Genomic DNA, 16,334 nt, shown 5'->3' on the forward strand with positions numbered 1-16,334 from the left:
GGGCGGCAGTCTGCACGTACGTTCCGCATGTAGCGGCGGTCCACCGCAGGCCACGCTGACGGGCGGCTCCAGCGCATCACTGGAGAAATCCTTCCCTCAGCGCGCGACGATGGTCTCCACGGGCAGGCCCGGATCGGCCGACAGCCCCCGCGGGGACGGCTCGGCGTCCGCGGCGAGCACGTGCGCGCCCAGCGCCGCGATCATCGCGCCGTTGTCGGTGCACAGCCGCGGCCGGGGCACGCGCAGCCGCAGTCCGGCCCGCTCGCAGCGCTCCCGGGCGAGCCCGGCGATGCGCGAGTTCGCCGCGACACCACCGGAGATCACCAGCGTGTCCACGTCGTGCTCCGCGGCGGCGCGCACCGCCTTGCTCGTGAGCACGTCGGCCACCGCCTCCTGGAACGAGGCGCAGACGTCGGCCAGCGGGACCTCGCGGCCCGCGGCCTGCTCGCCCTCCACCCAGCGGGCCACGGAGGTCTTCACACCGGAGAACGAGAAGTCGAACCGCGCGTCGCGCGGGCCGGTCAGCCCGCGCGGGAAGTCGATCGCGCGCGGATCGCCCTCCCGGGCGCACCGGTCGATCGGCGGCCCGCCCGGGTACGGCAGGTCCAGCACCCGGGCCACCTTGTCGTAGGCCTCGCCGGCGGCGTCGTCGATCGTGGAGCCGATCTCGGTGATCTTGTGCGCGATGCCCTCCACGAGCAGCAGCTGCGTGTGCCCGCCGGAGACGAGCAGGGCCAGGCACCGCTCCGGCAGGGCGCCGTGCTCGAGCGCGTCGACGGCCACGTGCCCGGCGAGGTGGTTCACCCCGTACAGCGGGACGCCGAGCGCCGCGGCGTAGGCCTTCGCCGAGGCCACGCCGACCATCAGCGCACCGGCCAGCCCCGGCCCGGAGGTCACCGCGATCGCGTCCACATCGGAGAGCCGGTGCCCGGACTGCTCCAGGCAGCGGCGCACCATCGGCGTCATCGCCTGCAGGTGGGCGCGGCTGGCGATCTCCGGGACGACACCGCCGTAACGGGCATGTTCGTCCACACTGGACGCGACCGCGTCGGCGAGCAGCTCCACCGAACCGTCCGCGCCGAGGCGGACGAGCCCCGCGCCGGTCTCGTCGCACGAGGTCTCGATCCCGAGCACGATCCGATCCGTCATCCCGCTTCCTCCCTCGCGTCCTGCGCACCGGCGACCCGCTCGCGCCGCATGGTGTAGGCGTGCGCACCGGACGGCTGGTAGTAGTGCCGCCGCGTGCCGACGATCTCGAAGCCGTGCGCCCGGTACATGCCGATCGCCGCCTCGTTGTCGGTGCGGACTTCCAGGAACGTGGCGGCGCCCCGCTCGTCCGCCCGCTCCAGCAGGGCCCGCAGCAGGGCCGCCCCCACCCCGCGCCCCTGCTCGTGCGGGTCGACACCGATGGTGTGCACCTCGGCCTCCGCGCCGTCACCGGAGCCGAGCAGGGCGAGGCCGGCGTAGCCGAGGAGCCGGTCGTCGGCGTCGTAGGCGCCGAGGTAGTAGTGCCCCTGGTTGAGCTCGGACTCGAACATCTCCTTCGCCCAGGGGTCGTCCCCGGGGAACAGCTCCTGCTCCAGCACGGCGCAGCGGCGCAGATCGCTGCGCCGCAGCCGCAGCACCGTCACGTCCGCGCCGGTCACCGGGCGGCCCTCCCGGGCGCGACGCGCTTGCGCGCCCCGGGTTCGGCCGCGTCCGGGCGCCGCAGGTACAGCGGCACCAGCGGATCCGGTTCGGCACCGCTGCGCAGGCTCGTCGCGGCCGCCACCAGCCCCTCCGGGGCGGGGCCGGAGCCCTCGAGGAGGCGGACCCCCGCGGGGGCCGCCAGCTCGGCGGCCTTCTCCCCGAGGAGCTCGCCGACGGCGTGCTCGGCCGCGCGGGCGGCGACGGGGACGTCCGCGGGCCGCTGCACGTGCGGGCCGTCGACCCGGGCGTGCGCGGTGTCGTAGGCCGCCCAGTACACCTCCTTGCGCCGCGCGTCCGTCGCGACCAGGCACGCGCCGGAGGAGCTGCGGGCGATCGCGTCGAGGCTGCACACCGGGTGCACGGGCACGCCCAGCGCTTCGCCGAGGGAGGCGGCGGTGGCCATGCCCACGCGCAGCCCGGTGAACGGGCCCGGCCCGGAGCCGACGACCACCGCGTCGGCCGCGGACAGCTCGCAGCCGGCCTCGGCGGCGGCGTCGACCAGGTGCGGCACGAGCAGTTCGCCGTGCGCACGGGGGTTCGCCGTGATCCGCGCGGCGAGGCGGCGCGGGGTGTCACCGAGCTCGACGAGCCCGGCGGTGACCGCGGGGGTCGCTGTGTCCAACGCGATGACGAGCACGGCTACTCAGCGTACTTCAGTGCTGGTCACCACGGGTACACGGGTCGCCCGGGACGGCTCCCCGCCCCGGGCGACCCGCCTGCTCACCCGCCCGGCGCCGGGTGAGCTCCGCGGTGCCGGCCAGCGGCCACCGCGCGATGAGGTCCTCGGCCCGCCACCCGCTCCGCTCACCCGGCGCGCGAGCGGTCCCCGGTGCGGCCCGGCCGAGGGGAGGTCGGACCGCTCGGCGCGGCTCACCCGTCGCGGCGCAGCAGCCGCCCGCTCGGTTCGGGGGCGGTGCGCTCGCGGTCGCCGTGGACGCGCCGGCCGCGCAGCCACGTCTGGTGCACCCTCCCGGCCAGCGGACGCCCGTCGTAGGCGGTGACCGGGTTGCGGTGGTTCAACTCCCGCGCGTCGACGACGAAGGCCTCCTCGGGGGCGAACACGCACAGGTCGGCGTCGTTGCCCGGTGCGATCGCGCCCTTGCGCGGCACGCCGAGCACCCGGGCGGGCTCGGTGGCCATCCAGCGCACCACCCGCGACAGGTCGTGCCCGCGGGCGCGGGCCTGGGTCCACACGGCCGGCAGGCTCACCTGCAGGCTGGCGATCCCGCCCCACGCGCCGCCGAAGTCGCCGGTGTCCAGCAGTTTCAGCTCGGGCACGCAGGGCGAGTGGTCGGTGACGACGTAGTCGACGACCCCCTCGTGCAGCCCCTGCCAGAGCCGTTCGCGGTTGGCCGCGTCGCGGATCGGCGGGCAGCACTTGAACGCGGTGGCGCCGTCGGGGACCTCCTCGGCGCAGAACGACAGGTAGTGCGGGCAGGTCTCCACGGTGACCGGCACGCCCTCGGCCCGCGCCCGCGCCAGCTCGTCGAGCGCGCCGGCCGCGGCGAGGTGGACGATGTGCACGCGGCACCCGGTGCACCGGGAGAGCTCGAGGACGCGGGAGATCGCGGTGACTTCCGCGGATTCCGGGCGCGAGTCGAGGAACGACCGGTAGCCCCTGCCGGAGGCCTGCGGTGCGTGCTCGACGGTGTGGGCGTCCTCGGCGTGCACGATCAGCAGGGCGTCGTGCCGGGCCAGCTCCTGCATGGCCTTCTCCAGGTCGTCCTCGGTCAGCCCGGGGAACTCGTCCACGCCGGAGTGCAGCAGGAAGCCCTTGAAGCCGAACACGCCCGCCTCGTGCAGACCGCGCAGTTCGGCGACGTTGCCGGGCACGACACCGCCCCAGAAGCCGACGTCGACGTGCACCGCGCCGGTGGCCGACCGCTGCTTGGTGGCGAGCCCCTCGCCGCTCGTGGTCGGCGGGATGCTGTTCAGCGGCATGTCGAGGACGGTCGTGATGCCACCGGCCGCGGCGGCGCGGGTGGCGGTGGGGAACCCCTCCCACTCGGCGCGTCCGGGGTCGTTGACGTGCACGTGGGCGTCGACGAGCCCGGGCAGCAGCACCTCGTCCGCCCCGAGGGCGATCTCGTGCCCGCCGCCCCACCGGGCGTCGAGCGCGTCGACAGCGGTGATGGTGCCGTCGCGCACCGCCACGCTGCCCGCTGCTTCGCCGTCCGGGGTGATCATCCGCGGGGCGCGGAACACGGTGTCCGGGGTGCCGGGGGTCGACGTCGCCACTGGAACTCCTTCCTCGGTTTCAACAGAATGTTGATGCTTGTTCGCGCGCCGGTCAAGCTCCGCCCTCGCGGCGGACGGCAAAACCCCGGCGCAGCGGGCCCTCACAGGCCGTGGTCGCGGGCCAGCTTCTCCCCGAGCTCGGTCAGCAGCTCCGCCGCGTGCTCCAGGCACCGCTGCTCCTCGGGTTCGATGTCGGCCAACGCGTACGCACCGGCGAACCCGGCCGCGCGCAACCGCTCGGGCGGCAGCGAGCACATGCCCGCGACAGCGACGACCGGGACACCGGTGGCGCGCGCCTGCTGCGCCACGCCGGCGGGCCCCTTGCCGTGCAGCGTCTGCTCGTCCAGCGAGCCCTCACCGGTGATGACGAGCCGGGCGTCCCGCAGGCCCCCGGCGAAGTCGACCAGTTCCAGGACCACGTCCACTCCCGGGCGCATGCGCGCACCGAGCGCCGACAGCGCCGCGAAGCCGACGCCACCGGCCGCGCCCGCCCCGGGCTCGGCGGCCACGTCGCGTCCGCCCGCCCGCCGCAGCGCGCTCGCCCAGCGGCCGAGCGCCGCGTCCAACCGGTCGACCTGCTCGTCGTCGGCGCCCTTCTGCGGGCCGTAGACGTGCGCCGCGCCGCGTTCGCCGAGCAGCGGGTTGTTCACGTCGGAGGCCAGCACGATGTCCGTCCCGGGCAGACGGGAATCCAGCGTGGACAGATCAACCGCCGCGACCTCGCGCAGTCCCGCCCCGCCGGGCGGCACGTCCCTCCCCTCGGCATCGGTGATCCGCGCGCCGAGCGCGGCGAGCACGCCGGCTCCCCCGTCGGTGCTGGCCGAACCACCCACGCCGAGCACCACGGTGCGCGCGCCCGCGTCCAGCGCCGCTCGGACCGCCTCGCCCGTGCCGGTGCTGTGCGCGGCCATCGGCGCCAGCTCGGCCGGGTCGAGCATGGCCAGTCCGGAGGCCGTGGCCATCTCCACCACCGCGGTCGACCCGTGCACGGCGATCTCGGTGTCCACCGGCTCGCCGACCGGGCCGGTGACCCGCACCGGAACGGGCCGGTACCCGGCGGCGACCGCCGCGCGCACCGTGCCGTCACCGCCGTCGGCGACCGGTGCGATGCGCACCCCCAGTTCCGGGCGCACCCGGCGCAGGCCCGCCGCGACCGCTTCGGCCACCTCCGGCGCGGGCAGCGAGCCCTTGAACTTGTCCGGTGCGATCAGCACTGCCACGGAGCAGCTCCCGTCATCACGACGATGGGGTGTGTTGCCCGCCGAGACGCCCGGCTCGCTCGACGGGCAACACTGGGGGTTCCGGGCCCATTCCACCCGATACCCCCGGCCTGCGGAAGGGGTGGCTGCAGGTGCCGCGCGTTACGCGCCGACCTCCTGCCCCGCCTGGCCGGTGCCGCCGGACTCGGGGACCCCCTCGGGGAACGGGACGGGCTCCGGCTCGATGAGCCCGTCGATGCGGCCACCGCGGGCCGTGTCGGCCTCCCGCTCGATCATCACCTCGACGAGCACCGGACGGCTCGTCTCGCGGGCCGCCTTGCGGGCCCACTCGATCGACTCGGTCAGCTCACCGGGGTCGCGCACGCGGCGGCCGGTGCAGCCGTAGGCCTCCATGATCGCCACGTTGTCGGTGCCGTACTCGTCGTAGTGCAGGTCGACCTCGGTGTTCATCGCGTAGCCGTCGCCCTCGGCCTGCCGGATGAGGCCCAGGTACTCGTTGTTGAGCATGACGATGACGAACGGGACGTCGTACTGGGCGCTGACCGCCAGCTCCTCCACGAGGAACTGGAAGGAGTAGTCGCCCACCACGGCCACCACCTCGGCGTCCGGCTCGGCCGACTTCACCCCGATCGCCGCGGGCACCTCCCAGCCCAGCGGGCCCGCCTGCCCGCACACCTGGTAGCGCCGCGGCAGCTGCGTGCGCTGGAACTGCCCGGACCAGATCTGGTACAGCCCGATCGCGGTCACGAAGTACGTCTCCGGGCCGAACAGGTCGTTGAGCTCGCGGAACACGCGCGGGGCCTTGATCGGCACGTCGTCGTAGTCGTCCGGTCGGATCAGCGCCTGCTTGAGCTCGCCGACGCGGGCGCTCCACCCGCGGAAGTCGGGCGCTGCCGCGCGCTCCCGCGCCTGCCGCAGCATCTCCTGCAGGAACAGCCGGGTGTCCGACACGACGCCCAGGTCCGGTCCGAAGACCTTGCCGAGCTGGGTGGGTTCGATGTCGACGTGGATGAACCGCCGCTCACCGCGGTAGACGTCGACATCACCGGTGTGCCGGTCGCCGAACCGCGCGCCGAGCGCCAGCACGAGGTCGGACTCCAGCATCGATTCGTTGCCGTAGCGGTGCGCCGTCTGGATCCCGGCCATGCCGGCGAACAGCTCGTGGTCCTCGGGGAAGGATCCCTTGCCCATGAGCGTCACCTGCACCGGGATGCCGAGCAGTTCGGCGAGTTCGCGCAGTTCCCCCCACGCTTCCGCACCGACGACGCCGCCGCCGGCCAGCAGCAGCGGGCGTTCCGACTCGAGCAGCATGTCCAGCGCCCTGCCCACCCGCGGCGGGTGCGGGGGCACCGCGGGGACCGGCAGCGGAGCGTCCACACCGGAGTCCCACGGGATGTGCTGCTTCTGCACGTCCAGCGGCAGGTCGATCAGCACCGGGCCGGGCCTGCCGGACCGCGCGATGCGGAAGGCCTCGCGGAAGGCCCACGGCGCCTGCGCGGCCTCGTTGACCCGCACCGCCCACTTCGTGACGGGGCGGGCGACCTCGACGATGTCCACGGCCTGGAAGGCCTCCTGGTGCAGTTTCGAGGAGACCGCCTGCCCGGTGATGCACACGATCGGGATCGAGTCGGCCTGCGCCGTGTACAGACCCGTGATCATGTTCGTCCCGGCCGGGCCGGAGGTCCCGATCGCCACGCCCACTCCACCGGTGGTGCGCGACCACCCGTCGGCCATGTGCGTGGCGCCCTCCTCGTGCCGCACCACGAGGTGGCGGATCGGGCTGTGCTCCAGCTCCGCGTACAGGGGCAGGATCGCCGCTCCCGGGCAGCCGAACACCGTGCTCGCGCCCTCGGACTCCAGCACGTCCACGACGGCCCGCATGGCGGGGACTGTTGGGATCATGTGAGACTTCCTCTCGGGTGCGGCGCTTCGGCCCGCACCGGTGGGAGCGGGTGGCGGTGGAACGCTTGGCGGCTACTCGGCCGCCACCCGCGACCTTGCGGTTGGTCTCGCCGGCCGCGGTCCGGCCGGAGGCGTGCGCGGGGCGGTCACTCCCGGCCGTTCAGGCGGGTGACCTGCCGCAGCAGGCCGGAGTGGTCCAGCGCCCCGTCGCCCTGCGCGTTCGCCGCCGCGACGAGCTGGCTGACCAGCGAACCCAGCGGGATCGTCAACCCGGCCTCGCGGGCCGCGGCCTGCACGATGCCCATGTCCTTGTGGTGCAGCTCCAGCCGGAACCCCGGGCCGAACTCGCGATCGCGCATCTTGGTGCCCTTGGCGTCGAGCACCGTGCTGCCGGCCAGTCCGCCGCCGAGGACCTCCAGGCCCGCCTTGGTGTCGACCCCGTAGGACTCGAGGAAGACCAGCGCCTCGGCGAGCAGGCCGATGTTGCCCGCGACGATGAGCTGGTTGGCGGCCTTCACGGTCTGCCCGGCACCGGCGGGGCCGACGTGCACGATGGTCGAGCCGACCACGTCGAGCAGCTCCCGCGCGGCGGCGAAGGCCTCCTCGCTGCCACCGGCCATGATGGACAGGGTTCCGTCGATGGCCTTCGGCTCTCCGCCGCTGACGGGCGCGTCGAGAACGCGCACGCCCTTGTCAGCGGCGGCCTCGTCGACCCGGCGCGCCACGTCGGGCCGGATGGTGCTGCAGTCGATGAGCAGCGTGCCCGGCCGGGCGTGCGCGAGCACGCCGTCCTCACCGGTCACCGCCTCTTCCACGTCCGGCGAGTCGGGCAGCATGGTGATCACCACGTCGGCCCCGCGCACCGCCTCCGCGATGCTGGAGGCGGCCGTGCCGCCCTGCTCCACCAACCGGTCGACCTTGGCCCGGCTGCGGTTGTGGCCGACGACCTCGTGGCCGGCGGCGACGAGGTTCGCCGCCATGGGGCCACCCATGATGCCCAGCCCGATGAATCCGATGCGGCTCAATTCGATTCCTCCTGATGTTCCTCAACGCTGTTGTGCGCGCGGGATGTGCCGTTGCTGCGGAGGCTGCTTCCGCAGCGGTGGCGAACGGAGCGGTTCACGACCGCTGGTCCGGCAAAGCCTGGCCCTGCGCAACAGGACCCGGCGGTCGCTCACTTGATCCAGGTGAAGCTGTCGGTGCTGGCCCCGCTCGGCTTGTACTCGAGTCCGATGTGGCCGGTGTAGCCGAGGTCGTCGAGCTCCCGGAAGTGCCGGGCGAAATCGATCGACCCGGTGCCCGGTTCGTTGCGCCCGGGCGCGTCGGCGATCTGCACGTGGCCGATGTGGCGGCCGTGGTCGCGCACCGCGCGCGACGGGTCGTCGCCGTTGACCACCAGGTGGTAGATGTCCAGCAGCAGGCGCACGTTGTGCACGCCCCGGGCACGCGCGCGCTCGATGGCGGCCACGGCGTCGCCCGCGGTGTGCAGCGGGTAGGACGGGGTCCCGCTCACGGGCTCGACGAGCACGGTCCCGTCGATCTCGCCCACGGACTCGGCTGCGCGCACGAGGCTCTCGGTCGCCACCGCGTCCTGCTCGGCCGGGTCGACGCCCTCCACGCGGTTGCCGTACAGCGCGTTGAACGCGCGGCAGCCCAGCCGCTTGCCGATGTCGACGGTGACGTCGATGTTGTCGCGGAACTCCTGCGCGCGGGCGGGCTGCGAGAGCACGCCGCGGTCGCCTCCCGGCATGTCCCCGGCGAAGAAGTTCAACCCGACCAGGGAAACCCCGGCATCCTCGACGGCGCGGACGAAGCGGTCCACCTCCCGGTCGGAGGGGACCGGGTCCGGGAAGGGCCACCAGAACTCGATCGCGTCGAAACCGGCGGCCTTGGCCGCGGCGGGACGATCGAGCAGGTCGAGCTCGGTGAAGAGCACCGAGAGGTTGACGTCGAAACGGGTGGGGTCCACCGACAACGCCTCTTTTCGTATTACGGAAACTAAATTTCGTACAGCGATAGAATAAGCGAGCGGGCGCGGAGCGGTCAACGCCGCGCGCTTCGCCCGTTCCGCCGAATCGCGGAGATTCCGCGGCGGCCCGGTCGCGGTGCGGCCTGCCTCGGCGCGCCCGCGAACCGCCGGTTACGGTTGCCGCAGGAGGTCGTCGATGATCCTGAACGCCGAGTTCACCACCGAGCCCTTCCAGGGCGAGGGCGAACCGCCCGCGCACGCCGTCAACGCCCGCGACGTCCTGCTCGCGGCGGGTCTCGACCCGGATTTCGGCCCGCTGGGCACGGCCGTCCACGGCGACCACTCGACGGTGCTGCCCGCGCTGGCCGAGGTGCTGCACGCGGCGCTCACCTCCGGCGCGAACCGGGTGACCCTGCAGATCACCGTGGACGAGGCGGAGCCGGCGACCGGCGACCCCGCATCCGGCACCCCCCAGTAGCACGTCGGCACGTCACCGATGCCCGCCGCAGCGGACGCTCGCGCAGCACAGCCGGGTCACCACCCGACGTGTTCGACACGCGGGACACACCGGTGAGCCGACTCAGTAAGCTGAGGGCCGTGCACCCCCTGGCCGCCGCGATCGCCCCGCTGCTCGACCGGATCGGCGCCGTCTCGGTACCCGTCGAGCAGCGCGAACCCGATGACGTCGTGCTCTACTGGGACGGCGCCCCGGCCGTCGCCGTGCGGCTGCCCAGCGAGGAGATCACCACCGCGCTGGACCGGCTCATCCGCCAGGTCGAACGCGAACTCGGCGGTGCGCTCCCCGACCTGCCGCGCGCCGACAAGCAGCGGGCCGTGCGGCTGCTCGAAGAGCGCGGTGCGTTCACGCTGCGCAAGTCGGTCGAGACCGTGGCCCGGTCGCTCGGCGTCAGCCGCTTCACCGTCTACAACTACCTCAACCGGGCGGACTGAGCCGCGCCCCGCGCCCCTTCCGCGGTGAGCGCTCGCCCGCGCGAGGCGCTCCGCGGGGCCCGCGCACGGCGCGCCGGTCACGTTCGCCGGATCTCCCGGCTCGTCGCACCGCCTCGCGCAACCTCCGGCAACGAGCGGGCAACGCCGCGGCAACACGCGATGTGCTCCGCGCACAACATCGTGCCCACGAGATTCAACAAAGTGTTGACACCCGGATGAATCCGGTCGTAGCTTGACCCGCACCGGCACGGAGAACCTTCACGCGGCCACTCGGCGCAATTCTCGAACAGGAGAACAACGCCCGGCGCAGCCGCGCACAACGGAGAGAGCGCGATGTCGACACCTGTCACCGACACCGGATCGGGGCTGACCAAACTCAACGGTCTGCCCCGGCCGGAACTCGTCAAGCAATTGCAAGCCTGCCTGGACGTCCCCCGCTGGGCGACCGACATCGCCGACCAGCGACCGTTCAGTAGCACGAGGGAGCTCTACGCCGCCGCCGACGAGGCGGCAGATCCTCTGTCGAACGAGGAAATCCACGGCGCTCTCGCGGCCCACCCCCGCATCGGGGAGCGCACCGAGGGCGCGGGCTCCTTCTCCAGTTCCGAGCAGTCCGGTGTGGACACATCCGACGACGAGCTGACGCGGGCGCTGCGCGAGGGCAACGAGGAGTACGAGCGCCGCTTCGGCCACGTCTACCTGGTGTGCGCCAGCGGGCGCGGCGGGCGGGAACTGCTCGAGATCCTGCGCTCCCGGCTGGACAACGACCCGGAGACCGAAATCGACGTGGTCGCCGCAGAACTGCGCAAGATCGCACGACTCCGATTGGCCAAGGTGATCGAACAATGAGCGCCGTGACCACGCACGTCCTCGACGCCGCGCGCGGACAACCCGCAGCCGGCGTCGCGATCCACCTCGAATCCCTCGTGGACTCGGAGTGGAAACTCCTCGCCGAAGGGGAAACCGATGCCGACGGTCGGATCCGGAACCTCGGACCGGACCGCCTCGACGCCGGCGACTACCGGCTCACCTTCGCCACCGGCGACTACTTCGACCGGCAGGGAACAGCGACCTTCTACCCCCAGGCGCAGATCACCTTCCGGATCACCGACCCCGAACAGCACTACCACGTTCCCCTGCTGCTCAGTCCGTTCGCATTTTCCACCTACCGAGGGAGCTGACCGACGATGGGTGTCGTACTCGGGCACAACCAATACGGCAAGGCCGAGGTGCGCATGGTGGCGGTGGACCGCTCCACACCGCGCCACCGCATGCGCGACCTCACCGTGAGCACATCGCTGCGCGGCGATTTCACCAGCGCCCACACCGACGGTGACAACACGAACGTGCTGCCCACCGACACGCAGAAGAACACCGTCTACGCCTTCGCCAAGGAACAGCCGGTCGGTGCGCTCGAGGACTTCGCGCTGCGCCTCGGCCACCACTTCGTGGACACGCAGGAACCCGTCACCGGCGCGCGCATCCTCGCCGAGGAGCACCCCTGGGAGCGGATCTCCGTCGGCGGCACGGGGCACGACCACTCGTTCCTGCGCAGCGCCGAGGAGAAGCGCACCACGGCGGTCACCCTGCACCAGGGGCGGGCGCACGTGATCTCCGGCCTGTCCGACCTCGTCGTGCTCAAGTCCACCGGCTCCGAGTTCTGGGGCTACCCCAAGGACCGCTACACCACGCTGGCCGAGACGAGCGACCGCGTGCTGGCCACGGCGGTCACCGCGCGGTGGCGCTACCGGCACAACGACGTGGACTGGGACAAGAGCTTCTCCTCGATCCGCGCGACGATGCTGGAGGCCTTCGCCACCACGCACAGCCTCGCGCTGCAGCAGACGCTCTACGAGATGGGCCGGTCGGCGCTGGAGGCGCACTCCGAGCTCGCCGAAGTGCGCCTGTCGCTGCCGAACAAGCACCACTTCCTCGTGGATCTGTCCTACTGCGACCTGGAGAACGACAACGAGGTCTTCTTCGCCGCCGACCGCCCGTACGGGTTGATCGAGGGCACGGTGACCCGCGACGACGTTCCGGAAGCCCCGGAAGCCTGGTTCAGCCTGCCCGAGTTCTGATTCGGCGCGAGAACATTCCTCGCGCACCGTTTTCCGCGATTTCCGTCCCGAACTCCGCACCCCGGGCGAACGCACCGGAATGCCGGGATGTTCGGGGCCAGCGTGCTGCTTCCCCCGCGCACCATTTCTGACGAACACCTGCTCGTCTCCTGCGATCCGCACATTCCTCACTGGTCCTGTCGGGAGTGGTTCGGATGCTCACCGCGGTGTTTCCCGAACGGGAATCGGTGCGCGCACGCGGCACGCCACGGGGCCATCGGGATTTCCCGGTGGCCCCGCGCGCATTCGCACGAGCACTGCCGACGATTCCGCGAAAATCCCCTCCACGGCCCGGGACTCGTCGACGGTTCGGTTCACCTGCTCCTCACCCGTCTAGGAGGGCACCATGGCCCTGTTCACCACACGGCGGAACCGCGGTTCGCGCAACGGAAGATCCGACCTGCACCCGGTAGACCAGACCCTGCCCTGGTGGCGGATGACCGCGCTCGGCGTGCAGCACATCACGGCGATGTACGCGGGCGTGGTCGCACCCCCGCTCATCGTCGGTGAAGCGATCGGGCTGCCGCCGCTGCAGATGGCCCTGCTCATCGCCGCGAGCCTGTTCACCGCTGGTCTCGCCACCGTGCTCCAGTCCATCGGCGTGTGGCGGATCGGAGCGCGGCTGCCGTTCGTCAACGGCGTCACGTTCGCCTCCGTCGCACCGATGCTGGCGATCGTGGACCAGCAGTCCGGGAACCCGCTGCCCGTGCTCTACGGCTCGGTGCTCATCGCCGGTGTGCTCGCGTTCTTCGCCGCGCCCTACTTCTCGCGGTTGCTGCGGTTCTTCCCGCCGCTGGTCAACGGCACGGTGATCACGCTGATCGGGTTGTCGCTGATGCCGGTGGCGATCAACTGGATCGCCGGCGACGACCCGGAGGCCCCGAACTACGCCACGGGCCAGAAGATCGCGCTCGGCGCGGCCACGTTCACCCTCGTCGTCGTCCTCAACCGCGTGCTCAAGGGGTTCTGGAACCGCATCTCGCTGCTCATCGGCCTCGTCGCCGGCACGCTCGTGGCCTGGCCGCTCGGCGCGGTGGACAGCACCACGTTCGACAACTCCCCCGTGTTCAACCTACCGGTGCCGTTCGAGCTGGCCACGCCCGCGTTCAGCTTCACCGCGACGCTGTCCATCTGCATCGTCATGCTCGTGGCGATGACCGAGAGCACCGCGGACATGATCGCGCTGGGCGAGATCGTCGACAAACCCGCCGACGAGAAGACCATCGCCGCCGGGCTGCGCGCCGACGGTGCGGGCAGCGCGCTGAGCGCGGTGTTCGGCGGGTTCACCTGCAGCGCGTTCGCGCAGAACATCGGACTGGTCGCGTTGACCCGCGTGCGCAGCCGTTTCGTCGTCGCAACAGCCGGTGGGGTGCTCATCCTGCTGGGGCTGTTCCCCGTCGTCGGCGCGGTCATCTCGCTGGTGCCGCAGCCGGTGCTGGGCGGTGCGGCGCTGGTGCTGTTCGGCTCGGTGGCGGCCAGCGGTATCAAGACCCTGAGCAAGGCGGACGTCGGCGATCCGTTCAACGCGCTGGTGGTCTCCGGCTCGATCGGGATCGGCATGATCCCCGTGGCGGCGCCCGAGTTCTACGAGAACTTCCCGTCGGGGATGCGCACCATCCTCGACTCGGGCATCAGCACCGGATGCCTCGTCGCGATCCTGCTGAACCTACTGTTCAACAGCTTCCGCGGTCGCTCCGGAACCGGGCAGGACGGTGGGACCTCCCCCGAGGGCCCGGCCACTGCGGCTGCCTCCGGTGACGACTCCCCGGGCGCGGAGGTGGAAGCCCCGTCCCCGCGCGCCGCTGCCGAGGGGGCCGCTGCCGGGAACCCCGCTGCCGGGGACGCCGGCTCACCGCAGGCACCGGCGGAAGGAGCGAGGACCACGACCGCGGTCCCGCAGCAGCTGCAGGAGGGCGCCACGGACGCGACGTCCACCGACGGCCTCCGCTGAGCTCCTCCGCTCGCCGGGTGTTCCGCACGCGGACGCGCACGAGGAACACCCTGCGCAGCAAGGCCCTCGCGCTCTCGGGTCCGGTGCTCCCGCCGGACCCGGCTGCGCGGCCTTCCGGGCGCGGTTGCCGTCCGGGCGGATTCGGCTGCTGTCCCGTCGGGGCGGTGGTTTTGCACATTTCCCGCGAAATGTGCAAAACCACCGGTGGGATGAGGTGCTTGACCCGGAGCCGTCCGCAGTGGACGAGCGCGCGCTGGCCGTGCTCACGCGCCGAGGCGAGTGGATGCTCGACGACGCCGCCCACTCCGTCGGCAGCGGGCGGCTGCCGCAGCAGGACCGCCGCCGCGCTCGAAGGCCTGGCCGCGTTCCTCCGCGAACGCTGCGCCGACCTGCCCGAGGAGACCGGCTCCGCTGCGGGGCGGACCACCGGAACTCGAGCTCGGTGACAAGAGCTACCAGGGCGTCAACTGCGGCACCGCCACCCGCACCCTCGAACTCCAAGAACGGCGGCGGAAAAGGCTCGCGGATTCCGGAACATTTTCTTCCGCATCGGCACCATCGACCGGTGCCGCGTGCTCGCGAACCGATCACTGACGGCGCAACGCCGGATTCGCGCTGAAAACGTCAACACTTCGGTGCGCCACCACAGCCCCCGTCACGGCGATCGGGACCATTCCGGTTCGCAACACCCGCGCGGCTCACCGCGGACTCGAGCTCGTGATACTGCTCACCACGCCGGGGGCAAACCTCCGGAAAACCCGACCTCCGGAATGCGGAGATTCCACCGGAAATGCCCACCGGCCTCGACCTCGGCGCCTCTCGTGCGGACAATGATCGTAGCGGAACCACCGGGGAAACATCGGCGACGGGCGAGGAGTGAACGCGCATGACGAGGCTGTTCACACCGCTGTTCCCGGCCAGGCACGGGCACCGGCCGGTCGATGACGCGCGCCGCCGCCGCTCCAGCAGCGCTCCGCACCGCGCGCTCGAAACCCCGGAGAAGCGGGCCCCGCACGACACGCCGCAGAACACCCGCTGACGTGCTCTCCCGGTGACCAGTGGTGCTCCTCGACTCGTTCAGCTCCCACGCGCGCGACCAGGACGCGCCGGCCGAACCGGCCGGCGCCGTCGTCGAACCCGGCGCGGAACTCGCGCCGAACTACCGCGTGGTCGCGCACCTGCGCCGCGGCACGCGGCTCGACGTCTACGACCTGTGGAGCGCGGAGCGCGCCTGCCGCTGCGTCGGCAAGACGCTCCGCCCGGAACGCGCCGGTGACCACCAGGCGGCGGGGTGCCTGCGCAACGAGGGCGTCATGCTCACCCAGCTCACCCACCCGCACCTGGTGCGCGGCTACGAGATCACCGCGACGCACGCCGCCCCGGCTCGGCCGGTGGTGATCACCGAAACGCTCGGCGGCAACACGCTGGGGTACCTCATCGCGAACGAGGAGCACATCGCCCCGCTGGACGTGGCCGTGCTGGGCATCCAGCTGTGCTCGGTGCTGGCCTACCTGCACCAGCGCGGTTGGGTGCACCTCGACGTGAAGCCGTCCAACATCGTCGCCAGCGGCGGCCGCGCTGTGCTGCTCGACCTGAGCCTGGCCTGCCGCATCGGCGAGCACAGCTCGGCGGGGACGTTCGACTACCTCTCACCGGAGCAGGCCCGCGGCGACCAGATGGCGGCCACCGCGGACACGTGGGGGCTCGGCGTCACGCTGTACGAGGCGCTGTCCGGCGCACCGCCGTGGGCGCACGTGCCGCACCGCGAGCGCACCGCCAGCGGCGATCGCTACTACCCCCAGCTGCACGAGTCGCCGGAACCGCTGACCGGGCAGCGGGCGTGGCCGCGGCCGCTGGCCCGCGTCGTGGACGCGTGCCTGGAAGCCGACGCGGAGCAGCGGCCGGACGTGCTCGAGGTCTCGGCGATGCTGACCGAGTGGTGCGGCGTGGACCCGGCCACCGTCGAGTCCTGATCCCGTCCGGGTCCTGATCCCATCCGGGTCCTGGGCTCCCCCGATCCTGAGCCACCCGGCTACCGGGTCCGCCCGGGTGCCGGGTCCGCCCGGGTGCCGGATCCGCCCGGGTGCCGGATCCGCCCGGGTGCCGGATCCGCCCGGGTGCCGGGTCCGCCCAGGTGCCGGGTCCGCCCAGGTGCCGGATCCGCCCAGGTGCCGGATCCGCCCAGGTGCCGGATCCGCCCAGGTGCCGGATCCGCCCGGGTACTGGCTTCGCCCCGCACCACTCGCGGTGCGCGGGGAAGGGGCGCGGACCCCGCCCGACACGCCGGGTCCTCCCGA

Annotated in this window: 16 protein-coding genes; 8 read left to right on the forward strand and 8 right to left on the reverse strand. The window is 72.5% G+C overall.

Features of this window, described 5'->3' with window-relative positions:
* Positions 1 to 96: 96 nt before the first annotated feature.
* From tsaD to ACVGV0_RS20520, 8 genes are all read right to left on the reverse strand, one after another.
* Positions 97 to 1,149: a tRNA (adenosine(37)-N6)-threonylcarbamoyltransferase complex transferase subunit TsaD gene (tsaD, locus tag ACVGV0_RS20485; RefSeq protein WP_459157312.1), complete on the reverse strand. Its 1,053-nt coding sequence runs from the start codon at positions 1,147 to 1,149 to the stop codon at positions 97 to 99.
* Positions 1,146 to 1,646: a ribosomal protein S18-alanine N-acetyltransferase gene (gene rimI, locus ACVGV0_RS20490; protein ID WP_459157313.1), complete on the reverse strand. Its 501-nt coding sequence runs from the start codon at positions 1,644 to 1,646 to the stop codon at positions 1,146 to 1,148. The genes tsaD and rimI overlap by 4 nt, the downstream gene beginning before the upstream one ends.
* Positions 1,643 to 2,326 carry a tRNA (adenosine(37)-N6)-threonylcarbamoyltransferase complex dimerization subunit type 1 TsaB gene (gene tsaB, locus ACVGV0_RS20495; protein WP_459157314.1) on the reverse strand — a complete coding sequence of 228 codons (684 nt, stop codon included), beginning with the start codon at positions 2,324 to 2,326 and terminating at the stop codon, positions 1,643 to 1,645. The genes rimI and tsaB overlap by 4 nt, the downstream gene beginning before the upstream one ends.
* Before the next feature lie 233 nt (positions 2,327 to 2,559).
* Entirely contained in the window at positions 2,560 to 3,927 is a 1,368-nt protein-coding gene (gene allB, locus ACVGV0_RS20500) for an allantoinase AllB (RefSeq protein WP_459157315.1), read from the reverse strand.
* A 101-nt stretch (positions 3,928 to 4,028) separates the two neighbouring features.
* Entirely contained in the window at positions 4,029 to 5,147 is a 1,119-nt protein-coding gene (locus ACVGV0_RS20505) for a glycerate kinase (protein ID WP_459157316.1), read from the reverse strand.
* Between the two features lie 141 nt (positions 5,148 to 5,288).
* Entirely contained in the window at positions 5,289 to 7,028 is a 1,740-nt protein-coding gene (gcl, locus tag ACVGV0_RS20510; RefSeq protein ID WP_459160082.1) for a glyoxylate carboligase, read from the reverse strand.
* Positions 7,029 to 7,195: 167 nt separating this feature from the next.
* Complete coding sequence (locus tag ACVGV0_RS20515; protein ID WP_459157317.1) at positions 7,196 to 8,074, reverse strand: 2-hydroxy-3-oxopropionate reductase; 879 nt, start codon at positions 8,072 to 8,074, stop codon at positions 7,196 to 7,198.
* A gap of 149 nt (positions 8,075 to 8,223) precedes the next feature.
* Complete coding sequence (locus ACVGV0_RS20520) at positions 8,224 to 9,024, reverse strand: hydroxypyruvate isomerase family protein (RefSeq protein WP_459157318.1); 801 nt, start codon at positions 9,022 to 9,024, stop codon at positions 8,224 to 8,226.
* 190 nt (positions 9,025 to 9,214) lie between these two features.
* Here ACVGV0_RS20520 and ACVGV0_RS20525 point away from each other — a divergent pair, with 190 nt between their 5' ends.
* From ACVGV0_RS20525 to ACVGV0_RS20560, 8 genes are all read left to right on the forward strand, one after another.
* On the forward strand, positions 9,215 to 9,496 hold the full coding sequence (locus ACVGV0_RS20525) for a thiamine-binding protein (RefSeq protein WP_459157319.1): 282 nt from the start codon (positions 9,215 to 9,217) through the stop codon (positions 9,494 to 9,496).
* A gap of 119 nt (positions 9,497 to 9,615) precedes the next feature.
* Positions 9,616 to 9,969, forward strand: a complete 354-nt coding sequence (locus ACVGV0_RS20530) for a helix-turn-helix domain-containing protein (RefSeq protein WP_459157320.1) — start codon at positions 9,616 to 9,618, stop codon at positions 9,967 to 9,969.
* Between the two features lie 333 nt (positions 9,970 to 10,302).
* Complete coding sequence (gene uraD, locus ACVGV0_RS20535; protein WP_459157321.1) at positions 10,303 to 10,818, forward strand: 2-oxo-4-hydroxy-4-carboxy-5-ureidoimidazoline decarboxylase; 516 nt, start codon at positions 10,303 to 10,305, stop codon at positions 10,816 to 10,818.
* Positions 10,815 to 11,150 (forward strand): hydroxyisourate hydrolase, encoded by a 336-nt coding sequence (gene uraH, locus ACVGV0_RS20540; protein WP_459157322.1) that lies wholly within the window; start codon positions 10,815 to 10,817, stop codon positions 11,148 to 11,150. Before uraD ends, uraH begins: the two co-directional genes overlap by 4 nt.
* Before the next feature lie 6 nt (positions 11,151 to 11,156).
* Positions 11,157 to 12,047 carry a factor-independent urate hydroxylase gene (pucL, locus tag ACVGV0_RS20545; RefSeq protein WP_459157323.1) on the forward strand — a complete coding sequence of 297 codons (891 nt, stop codon included), beginning with the start codon at positions 11,157 to 11,159 and terminating at the stop codon, positions 12,045 to 12,047.
* A 475-nt stretch (positions 12,048 to 12,522) separates the two neighbouring features.
* Positions 12,523 to 14,037, forward strand: a complete 1,515-nt coding sequence (locus ACVGV0_RS20550; RefSeq protein WP_459157324.1) for a nucleobase:cation symporter-2 family protein — start codon at positions 12,523 to 12,525, stop codon at positions 14,035 to 14,037.
* Positions 14,038 to 14,923: 886 nt separating this feature from the next.
* On the forward strand, positions 14,924 to 15,076 hold the full coding sequence (locus ACVGV0_RS20555; RefSeq protein WP_459157325.1) for a hypothetical protein: 153 nt from the start codon (positions 14,924 to 14,926) through the stop codon (positions 15,074 to 15,076).
* A 22-nt stretch (positions 15,077 to 15,098) separates the two neighbouring features.
* Positions 15,099 to 16,010 (forward strand): serine/threonine-protein kinase, encoded by a 912-nt coding sequence (locus ACVGV0_RS20560; RefSeq protein ID WP_459157326.1) that lies wholly within the window; start codon positions 15,099 to 15,101, stop codon positions 16,008 to 16,010.
* Positions 16,011 to 16,334 lie beyond the last annotated feature (324 nt).

The sequence above is a fragment of the Salinifilum ghardaiensis genome (assembly GCF_054491345.1).

Bases quoted from the DNA above. Each gene is read 5' to 3' on its own strand.
- tsaD (WP_459157312.1), bottom strand. From the start codon at position 1,149: ATGACGGATCGGATCGTGCTCGGGATCGAGACCTCGTGCGACGAGACC.
- gcl (WP_459160082.1), bottom strand. From the start codon at position 7,028: ATGCGGGCCGTCGTGGACGTGCTGGAGTCCGAGGGCGCGAGCACGGTG.
- ACVGV0_RS20525 (WP_459157319.1), top strand. From the start codon at position 9,215: ATGATCCTGAACGCCGAGTTCACCACCGAGCCCTTCCAGGGCGAGGGC.
- uraD (WP_459157321.1), top strand. From the start codon at position 10,303: ATGTCGACACCTGTCACCGACACCGGATCGGGGCTGACCAAACTCAAC.
- uraH (WP_459157322.1), top strand. From the start codon at position 10,815: ATGAGCGCCGTGACCACGCACGTCCTCGACGCCGCGCGCGGACAACCC.
- pucL (WP_459157323.1), top strand. From the start codon at position 11,157: ATGGGTGTCGTACTCGGGCACAACCAATACGGCAAGGCCGAGGTGCGC.
- ACVGV0_RS20550 (WP_459157324.1), top strand. From the start codon at position 12,523: ATGACCGCGCTCGGCGTGCAGCACATCACGGCGATGTACGCGGGCGTG.
- ACVGV0_RS20555 (WP_459157325.1), top strand. From the start codon at position 14,924: ATGACGAGGCTGTTCACACCGCTGTTCCCGGCCAGGCACGGGCACCGG.